An 8,021-nucleotide genomic window follows, 5' to 3' on the forward strand; every position below is an offset into this window, starting at 1 on the left:
GGACCGCGCACCCGCCTGCCGCCGCTCCCGGCCCTCGACCGCTACGACGTGCGCCGGCAAGCCCGGCGCCTGCACGACCTCTACGACCGCCTGCTCACCAGGCGCCACCAGGAAAGGCTGTCATGACTCACCCGGTCCAGCGCGCCGCCGGCGCGCTCCGCACCTGGTCCCTGCTCGCGCTCCCGCTGATCGGCATGGGGGCGGGGCTGGCGTACTCGCTGACCCAGGAGCCCGTCTACACCGCTGACGCCTACGCGGTCGTCAGCTCGGTACGGCAGGGCGTGCCCACCCAGGAAGCCGAATTCGCGCAGGCCTACGCCAGGGTGACCGTCCACCCCGGCCTGCTCGCCGGGACCGGCGACGCCTACCTGGCCGACGGCGAGCTGCTGCGGACCACGCTGCAGGCGTCGGCCTCGCCGGACGCGCCGCTGATCCGGCTGGCCGCCCTCGCCGGCACCCCTGACGAGGCCGCCCGGCGGGCCAACAGCGCGACGGCCGCGCTCACCGCCTACGCCAACCGGCACAGCGCCGACACCGGCGTCCGGCTGTCCAGCTTCGCCCCCGCCGTGCCGCCCGCCACGCCCAGTTCGCCGCGGCCCCTGCTCGCCACCGCCGTCAGCACGGCCGGCGGCCTGCTGCTGGCCGCCCTGATCTTTCTGGCTGCCCCCGCCGGGCCACGGCAGGACGACCGGCAGGTCCCGCCCGCGCGCCGGCCGGCCGAGACGGCGTCGGCATGACCACCGCGATCCGCCAGGCCCCGGACCTGGCCACCGAGGTCGTGACCGGCGCGGAACGCCTGCACGCCCTGGCGGGGGAGTGGGCCGGCCTGCACGACCGCTCCCCGGCGGCGACGCCGTTCCAGTCGCACGCCTGGCTGTCGTCCTGGTGGGAGACCTACGGCGAGGACCCGGGCCTGAACGTGGTCCTGCTGCGCCGGCGGGGACGGCTGGTCGCCGCGGCCCCCGTCATGACCGTCCGCCGCGCGGGGCTGCGCGTCCTGCGGCCGCTCGGCGGCGACCAGTCCGACTACACGGACGTGCTGATCGAGGACGGCGACCCCGACCTGGCGGCGGCGCTCGGCCGGGCCCTGGCCGAGCTGCCCGGATGGGACGTGCTCGACCTGCCGGAGGTGCGCCCGGGGGCCGACGCCGAACGGCTCGCGGCGGCCTGGCCGGGCCGCTCCTGGCGGCTGCCCGCCTCGACCTGCGTCGAACTGCCCGGCGTCCCCCTCCACGAGCTGCTCGCCGGGCTGCCCGGCAGGAACGGCACCAAGCTGCGCCGCGAGCTCAGACGCGTGGACGACGCCCCTATCCAGGTCCGGGACGTACCGGCCGACGAGGCGGAGCACGCCGTCGCGCGCCTGCTCGACCTGCACGCCCTCCAGTGGCAGGGCCGTGGCATCAACGTCGAGCACACCAGGCCGCGCTTCCATGCCCACCTGGCCCGAGCCGCCCGTCGGCTGCTGACCGACCGGCAGGCCAAGCTGACCGAATACCACCTGGACGGCCGGGTCGTCGCGGTGGACCTGCTGCTCGTGGGCAAGGACTTCGTCGGCGGCTACCTCTACGGCACCCACCCCGACCTGCGCGGCCAGATCGACGTCGTGACCATGCTGCTGCGCACCGACCTCGGGCTCGCGCACCGGCTGGGCCGGCCGACGATGTCGCTGCTGCGCGGGGCCGAGTCCCACAAGACCAAATGGGGCGGCCGGCCGGCGGTCAGCAACCGGCTCCTGCTGGCCAGGACGCCGGCCGCGACGCTCTACGCCCTCGCCGCCCGCGCCCGGGTGCGCGGCCGGGCGCTCCGGGGCCGCTGGGCGGCGCTCGACCGGGTCCTGCGCAGGCCGCGATGACGACCTTCACCCCGCGCGTGCTGCACGTCACCCAGCCCACCGAGGGCGGCGTCGCGGCCTACGTCGAGAGCGCCTGCGCCGACCAGCGCCGGCGGGGCTGGACGGTCGCCGTCGCCGCGCCGCCGCGCGGACCGCTCGGCGAGCGGCTCGCCGCCCTCGGGCTGTCGCATCTGCCCTGGCCCGCCGTACGGGCGCCGCATCCGGCCGATCTGGCCGCCGCCGCCGTCCTCCGTCGCATCGTGCGCCGGTTCCGTCCCGACGTGGTGCATCTGCACTCCTCCAAGGCCGGGCTGGTCGGCCGGGTGGTGGTGCGTGGCCGCGTGCCGACGCTGTTCCAGCCGCACGGCTGGTCCTGGCTGGCCGGCCGGGGCACGCTCGCCGCCGCGGCCGCCTCCTGGGAGCGTGCCGCCACCCGGTGGACGCATCTCGTGCTCTGCGTCGGCCAGGGGGAGCACCGGCAGGCCGGGGACGCGGGCGTGGGCGGCCCGCTGGCCATCGTCCGCAACGGCGTGGACCTGGCCCGGTTCCGTCCCGTCACGCCGGACGAGCGCGTCGCCGCCCGCCGGGGCCTCGGCCTGTCCCCGCACGCGCCGCTGGTCGTCTGCGTCGGCCGGATCACCCGCCAGAAGGGCCAGGACCTGCTGGTGGAGTCCTGGCGGCAGGTCGCGGCCCGGGTGCCGGACGCCTGCCTGGCACTCGTCGGCGACGGGGACGACTTCGCCCGCCTGCGCCGCGACGCGCCGCCCGGCGTCCTCATGCCGGGGGCCGGCGCCGACCCGCGGCCCTGGTACGCCGCCGCCGACCTGGTCGTGCTGCCCTCCCGCTGGGAAGGGCTGCCGCTGACCGTGCTGGAGGCCATGGCCAGCGGGCGGTCCGTGGTGGCGGCCGCCGTTTCCGGCCTCACGGAGGTGGTCACCCCGGCCACCGGATCGCTCGTCGAGCCGGAGGAGCCGCGGGCGCTGGCCGCGGCGATCGTGGCCCGGCTGACCGATCCGGCCGTGCGGCGCGCGGAGGAACGGGCTGCGCCGTCGCGGGCGGCCGAGTTCGACCTCGTCGTCACCCTTGACCGGCTGGCGGCGCACACGCTGCGCCTGGCCCGGCCGGGTCAGGCCGCGGGCGGTGCCGCCGCCGGGGCGTCGGTGACGGCCGGGCGGGGCTGAGACCCCGGCGACCCGCTCCCGCTCGGCTCAGGGGCGGGGGCGGGCGCGGGCGGGGACGTCGGGGCGGGTGACGTGGCGGGCGGGGTGGTCGGCGGCGCCGACGGACCGCGCCGGAAGCCGGGGTCGCGCATGAGCTGCCGGAACACCCGCGACGAGCGCGGGTTGGCCGGGCACTGCCAGACGCCGTGCGGGCAGTAGTCCACGATCGAGTGGTAGGCCACGTCGTGCCGGGCGATCCAGTCGAGCATGTCGCGCACGAACTCCGGCCGGTCCCCGTACCGGAACAGCCCCCACTCGGGGAAGGAGATCGGCTTGCGGTGCGCGGCGGCGAAGTCGGCCTGCGCCTCCAGCCCGTACGGCTGGTCGACGTAGTCGGCGAACCGGTGGCCGGGGCCCTGGTCGTAGCTGTCCATGCCGATGATGTCCACCACGTCGTCACCGGGGTAGCACTCGGTCCAGCCGATGGCGTCCGGACCGCGGTTGGGGCTGAAGTCGAAGCGGAACCGCTGTCCGGGCACCGCCCGCATCACGGCGACGATCCGCCGCCAGTACGCCTGCCACGCCGGCGGGTCGGCCGAGCAGCGGCTGGAGTAGGTCAGGCCGTTCATCTCCCAGCCCGGGACGATCACCGTGTCCGGCGCGCGGCCGGCCACCAGCGTCCGGGCCAGCCGGTCGAAGTACGGGTCGAACGCGCCGTCCGCGCCGGCGTTCAGCAGCACCGACACCGCCTCGTCCGGCAGGTCGCCCTCGTTCGGCATGACCATCGGCACGTTGAGCACGAGCATGCGCCCCGGCTTGGCCGCCCGCCACCTCATCCACGGCTGCAGGACGAAGTCCGGCCCGCCGAGCGCGTTCCACGCCTCGCCCGGCACGTACGTCCGCCCCACCCGGACCTCCGCCCCCAGCCACGACTCGAACGCGCCCAGCAGGTGCGGCCCGCGCCAGTCGGAGGCGAGGAACACCCCGAACGGCACGGACGACAGGTCGGCGCGGGCGGCGCGGGCGGCGGCGGACGGCTCCTTGGCGCGCTTGGCGCTCAGCGCCGGCGGGATCACCGCGGCGACCACGGCCAGCAGCGCGCAGACCCATGCCATCCTCACGGTCATCGCCCGCCCCCTCCCTTACAGGGTGTATCAGCTCACGTACCCGGAGAGAGAACGATGGTGATCAAGCCACTGCAAAGTGATCGCCGCGGATGCCGGGGCCGCACGTCGCCGGGGGCGTTAAGCATTGGAGGGCGGCGGCCGGCGGCCGGTAGGGTGCCGATCATGGCTTGCCGCATCTCCGAACTGATCGTGCCCGCCCGAGACGCCCACGGCCTGGCCGCCTTCTGGTGCGAGGTGCTCGACTTCGTCGTGCTCGACACCCCGGACGACGGCTCGGTGGAGATCGGCCCGCGGGAGGGGTTCGGCGGGTTGCAGCCCACCCTGGTCTTCGACCCCACCACCGAGCCCAAGGCAGGCCCGCTGCGGCTGCACTTCGACGTCAACGCCACCGACCGCGACCAGGCCGCCGAGCTCGACCGCCTGCTCAAGCTCGGGGCGCGTCCGGCCGACGTCGGCCAGACCGGCGAGGAGCCGTGGCACGTCCTGGCCGATCCCGAGGGCAACGAGTTCTGCCTGCTGCGCGCCCGCCTGAGCTGAGCGCCCCCTGACCAACCCCTTCGTGAGGACATCGCGCGCATGACGCCGCCTGCTCTTTAGACCTGACACCTTCCCGCGCATCGGTCGCCGACGGACGCCGTCGGCTCTGTTCTCCGTGCTCTTCGTCAGGTCTTCAGAGAGATCATGTCTTCACATCCTCATATCGTGCTGCCCTGGGTGGTGCGGCGCACCCGCCTGCCCCTGCTCGTCCTGCGGTGCGTGGCCTGTCCGTCCGGGCGGGCCACCGTCGGGGACGGCCGGTTCCGCGTCAACGCCAACGGCAAGCTGCTCGACGTCTGGCTCCTGGTCAACTGCGTGGCCTGTGACCGGACCGGCAAGCTCACCGTCCACGACCGGGTTCCGGTCCGCTCGCTGGACGCCGGCCTGCTGGCCGGGTACTCGGGCAACTCGCCGTCCCTCGTGGCGCGGGCCCTGCTCGACCCGGCGACCGCCCGCCGGAACCGGTACGCGCTCGACTGGGACGGGTGCTGGGAGCTCGACGCGCCGCCCGTTCCGGAGAGTCCGTGGCCCGTCCGGATCACGGTCGCCTTCGACGATCCCGTCCCGCTGCGTCCCGAACGGCTGATCAGCCTCGGGCTGGGCGTCGGCCGGGACGAGGTCGCCCGCCGCATCAAGATCGACATTCCACCGAATCGGAGGACGAAACAGGACTTCTCCTTTCTGCTGATGTAGGTCCAGGCTGCCGGCCCGGCGGGCGGTCGTCCGCCCGCCGGGAGCGGGACAGCAGATGCCCGACGAGGGCCGCGGCGAGGCCGGCCAGACCGGCGGCCGCGAAGCCGCCACCTGGCAGTGCGGCGTCGATCGCCAGCCCGGCGATCGGCGAGCCGAGCGCGAAGCCCGCGCTCGCCGCCGACGCCTGCAGGCCCGTGGCCTCGCCCCGTACGCCGGCCGGCGCCAGCCGGCTCACCGCGTCGGCCACCGTGGACAGGGTCGGCGCGGTGAGCAGCCCGGCGCCGACGACGGCCAGGCACAACCAGCGCCAGTCGTGGGCCAGCCCGGCGGGGATCGTCAGCAGCCCGAGCAGGCCGAGCAGCAGCCACGTCGGCATCGGCCAGCGCAGCGTGCCGTAGACCAGGCCGCCGGCGACGGAGGTCACGCCGAACACGGCCACGACCGCGGCGGCCCAGGACACCTGGCCCGCCTCCTTGAGCGTGGCCACGATGGCCAGGTCGATGCCGCTGAGCAGGGCCGTGGCGCCGAACCCCATCGCCAGCATGGCGACCATGCGGCGGTCCAGCCACTCCCGGCGCGCCGGACGGGCGGGCGAGCCGGTCTCCACCTCGCCCTCGGCCCGCAGCGGCGGATCGAGCAGGGCGATCCCGATCCCGCCGGTCACGATCACCGCCCCGAGCCCCCACGCCACGGCCTGGGGAGACAGCTCCGCCGCGCAGAGGATCACCACCGCCGGCCCCACCATGTACGCCAGCTCGCCCTGCACCGACTCCAGTGCGAACGCGGCCCGCCGCTGCCCCGGCGTCGTCATCGCGGCGATCGCCTGCCGGGTCACCGCCTGGACCGGCACCATCAGCAGCCCCGCCGCGAAGGAGGCGCCCAGCAGCACCGCGTACGGCAGGACGGGCACGCTCGCCCAGAACAGCGCCTGCGACGCGACGGTGATCGTGAGCACGGCGCGCAGCCCCCGCCGGTCCGTCATGCGGCCCAGCAGTGGCCCGCCCAGCGCCACCCCGGCGGTCAGGGCGGCCGCGACCCCGCCCGCCGCCACGTAGCCTAGGTCCAGGCGCAGCACGACGTACATGGTCAGCGCGGTCACGTCGGCGGTGATCGCGGCACGGGCGAGCAGCGAGACGCCCAGCAGCGCCGCCATCCCCCGCACGGCGAGAACCTGTCGGTATCCGGTCACCCGGGCGACGCTAGGTCATCCCGCAGGCCATAGGAAGACGTTGTTTCGTTGGACCCGGCATAATGGATGCTTATGGCCAGAGACCTGGACACGTCGTTGCTGCGGTCGTTCGTCACGGCTGTGCGGGCGGGCAGCATCAGCCGCGCCGCCACCGCGCTCGGGCACACCCAGCCCGCGCTCAGCCAGCAGTTGCGCAAGCTGGAGAGCGCGGTCGGCCGCCCGCTGCTCCACCGGTCGCCGTCCGGCGTGTCGCTGACGCGGGCGGGGGAGGAGCTGCTGCCCTACGCCGAGCGCATCCTGTCGCTCTCCGCGCAGGCGCTCACCGCGACCGGGCGCGCGCTCACCGGCCGCTGCGGCGTCGGGCTGCTGGAGGACCTGGCCGCGGCGCAGCTGCCGCAGGCCCTCGCAGACCTGGCCCGGCTGCACCCCGGCGCGACGCTGGAGGTGCTGAGCCTCTCCGGGGTCACGATCCGGGAGGCCTACCACGCGGGCCGCGTGCAGCTCGTGCTCGACGAGGCGACCGACCTCCCGGCGCCGCCGCGCTGGACCGTGCGGCGCCCGCTGGTGTGGGCGGTCGGCCAGGGCGTCGACCCCGCTGCCGATCCGCTGCCGGTGGTGCTGTTCACCGGGACGTGCGCGTGGCGCACGTCGGTGGTCGAGACGCTCGACCGCACCGGCCGGCGGTGGCGGCCGGTGTTCGAGAGCAACAGCCTGGCCGGGGTGCTCGCGGCGCTGCGGGCCGGGCTCGGGGTCGCCGCGCTCATGCCCGGCAACCTCGAACCGGACATGGCCTGCCACGACCCGGACGCCCTGCCCGCCCTGCCCGACGTCGAGCTCGGCCTGGCCCGGCACCCGCAGACCGAGGGAGACGCGCTGATCGACGCCGTGGAGACCGCGCTGCGCCGGATGATCTGAGCGCCGCCGGGCTCAGAGCACCAGGGCGATCTTGCCGCTCAGCCGGCCGCGCCGGAAGTGCTCGTGGGCCGCACCGACGTCCTGCAGGCCGTACTGGGCCTCGACCCGGGTCCTGACCTGGCCCGCGTCGACGGCCTTGGCCAGCTCGGCGAGGCCGGGGCCGTCCTCGCGCACCTGGTTGACGGTGGTGCGGACCGATCGACGGGACAGGTCGGGCACCGGCCCGGCCTGGGTGGCGACGGAGGCGTAACGGCCTCCGTCGGCCACGGCCTCGACGGCGAAGGCTCCGAAGGTGTCGAAGACGGCGTCGTAGGCCCCCGCCGGAAGGTCGGCGGGGTCGGTCGTGACCCGTTCGGCCCCCAGCTCGGTGGCCACCTCGACCTGCGCCGGCCTGGAGACCAGCGCGTCCACCCGGGCGCCGCGCGCCCGCGCCAGCTGCACGGCCAGCCCGCCCACCGCGCCCGCCGCGCCCGCCACCAGCAGCCGCTCGCCCGCCCGGACGTCCAGCCAGTCGAGCGTCTGCAGGGCGGTGAGCCCCGGCAACGGCAGCGTCGCCGCCTCCACCAGGC

Annotated in this window: 9 protein-coding genes; 6 read left to right on the top strand and 3 right to left on the bottom strand. The window is 75.7% G+C overall.

Annotated features, from left to right (window positions below):
• Nucleotides 1-122 precede the first annotated feature (122 nt).
• The 3 genes from ACWCSD_RS42375 to ACWCSD_RS42385 are packed head-to-tail and all read left to right on the top strand — an operon-like array spanning nucleotide 123 to nucleotide 3,012.
• A complete protein-coding gene (locus tag ACWCSD_RS42375) occupies nucleotides 123-737 on the top strand; it encodes a hypothetical protein (RefSeq protein ID WP_449923541.1) in 615 nt (204 codons plus the stop codon).
• Nucleotides 734-1,852 (top strand): GNAT family N-acetyltransferase, encoded by a 1,119-nt coding sequence (locus ACWCSD_RS42380; protein ID WP_449923544.1) that lies wholly within the window; start codon nucleotides 734-736, stop codon nucleotides 1,850-1,852. The genes ACWCSD_RS42375 and ACWCSD_RS42380 overlap by 4 nt, the downstream gene beginning before the upstream one ends.
• Nucleotides 1,849-3,012: a glycosyltransferase gene (locus ACWCSD_RS42385; protein WP_449923547.1), complete on the top strand. Its 1,164-nt coding sequence runs from the start codon at nucleotides 1,849-1,851 to the stop codon at nucleotides 3,010-3,012. Before ACWCSD_RS42380 ends, ACWCSD_RS42385 begins: the two co-directional genes overlap by 4 nt.
• Here ACWCSD_RS42385 and ACWCSD_RS42390 read toward each other — a convergent pair.
• Entirely contained in the window at nucleotides 2,958-4,118 is a 1,161-nt protein-coding gene (locus ACWCSD_RS42390) for a glycoside hydrolase family 26 protein (protein ID WP_449923550.1), read from the bottom strand. The genes ACWCSD_RS42385 and ACWCSD_RS42390 overlap by 55 nt on opposite strands.
• Nucleotides 4,119-4,280: 162 nt before the next feature.
• On the opposite strand from ACWCSD_RS42390, the gene ACWCSD_RS42395 reads away from it, so the two are divergent.
• Both ACWCSD_RS42395 and ACWCSD_RS42400 read left to right on the top strand, forming a co-directional pair.
• The gene (locus ACWCSD_RS42395) at nucleotides 4,281-4,655 is read left to right on the top strand and encodes a VOC family protein (protein WP_352356769.1); all 375 of its coding nucleotides are present in this window, start codon (nucleotides 4,281-4,283) and stop codon (nucleotides 4,653-4,655) included.
• A 165-nt stretch (nucleotides 4,656-4,820) separates the two neighbouring features.
• Nucleotides 4,821-5,348 carry a DUF1062 domain-containing protein gene (locus tag ACWCSD_RS42400; RefSeq protein ID WP_397157080.1) on the top strand — a complete coding sequence of 176 codons (528 nt, stop codon included), beginning with the start codon at nucleotides 4,821-4,823 and terminating at the stop codon, nucleotides 5,346-5,348.
• Here ACWCSD_RS42400 and ACWCSD_RS42405 read toward each other — a convergent pair.
• The gene (locus ACWCSD_RS42405; RefSeq protein ID WP_449923555.1) at nucleotides 5,287-6,537 is read right to left on the bottom strand and encodes an MFS transporter; all 1,251 of its coding nucleotides are present in this window, start codon (nucleotides 6,535-6,537) and stop codon (nucleotides 5,287-5,289) included. The two genes, ACWCSD_RS42400 and ACWCSD_RS42405, sit on opposite strands and share 62 nt — an antisense overlap.
• A gap of 72 nt (nucleotides 6,538-6,609) precedes the next feature.
• On the opposite strand from ACWCSD_RS42405, the gene ACWCSD_RS42410 reads away from it, so the two are divergent.
• Entirely contained in the window at nucleotides 6,610-7,452 is an 843-nt protein-coding gene (locus ACWCSD_RS42410) for a LysR family transcriptional regulator (protein WP_358287121.1), read from the top strand.
• A gap of 12 nt (nucleotides 7,453-7,464) precedes the next feature.
• Here ACWCSD_RS42410 and ACWCSD_RS42415 read toward each other — a convergent pair.
• On the bottom strand, nucleotides 7,465-8,021 hold a 557-nt coding region (locus ACWCSD_RS42415; protein ID WP_449923558.1), incomplete at its 5' end, for a zinc-binding dehydrogenase.

The sequence above is a fragment of the Nonomuraea sp. NPDC001684 genome (genome assembly GCF_053596515.1).

Coding starts and splice junctions, on each gene's coding strand:
- ACWCSD_RS42385 (WP_449923547.1), top strand. CDS start 1,849: ATGACGACCTTCACCCCGCGCGTGCTGCACGTCACCCAGCCCACCGAG.
- ACWCSD_RS42390 (WP_449923550.1), bottom strand. CDS start 4,118: ATGACCGTGAGGATGGCATGGGTCTGCGCGCTGCTGGCCGTGGTCGCC.
- ACWCSD_RS42395 (WP_352356769.1), top strand. CDS start 4,281: ATGGCTTGCCGCATCTCCGAACTGATCGTGCCCGCCCGAGACGCCCAC.
- ACWCSD_RS42380 (WP_449923544.1), top strand. CDS start 734: ATGACCACCGCGATCCGCCAGGCCCCGGACCTGGCCACCGAGGTCGTG.
- ACWCSD_RS42375 (WP_449923541.1), top strand. CDS start 123: ATGACTCACCCGGTCCAGCGCGCCGCCGGCGCGCTCCGCACCTGGTCC.
- ACWCSD_RS42410 (WP_358287121.1), top strand. CDS start 6,610: ATGGCCAGAGACCTGGACACGTCGTTGCTGCGGTCGTTCGTCACGGCT.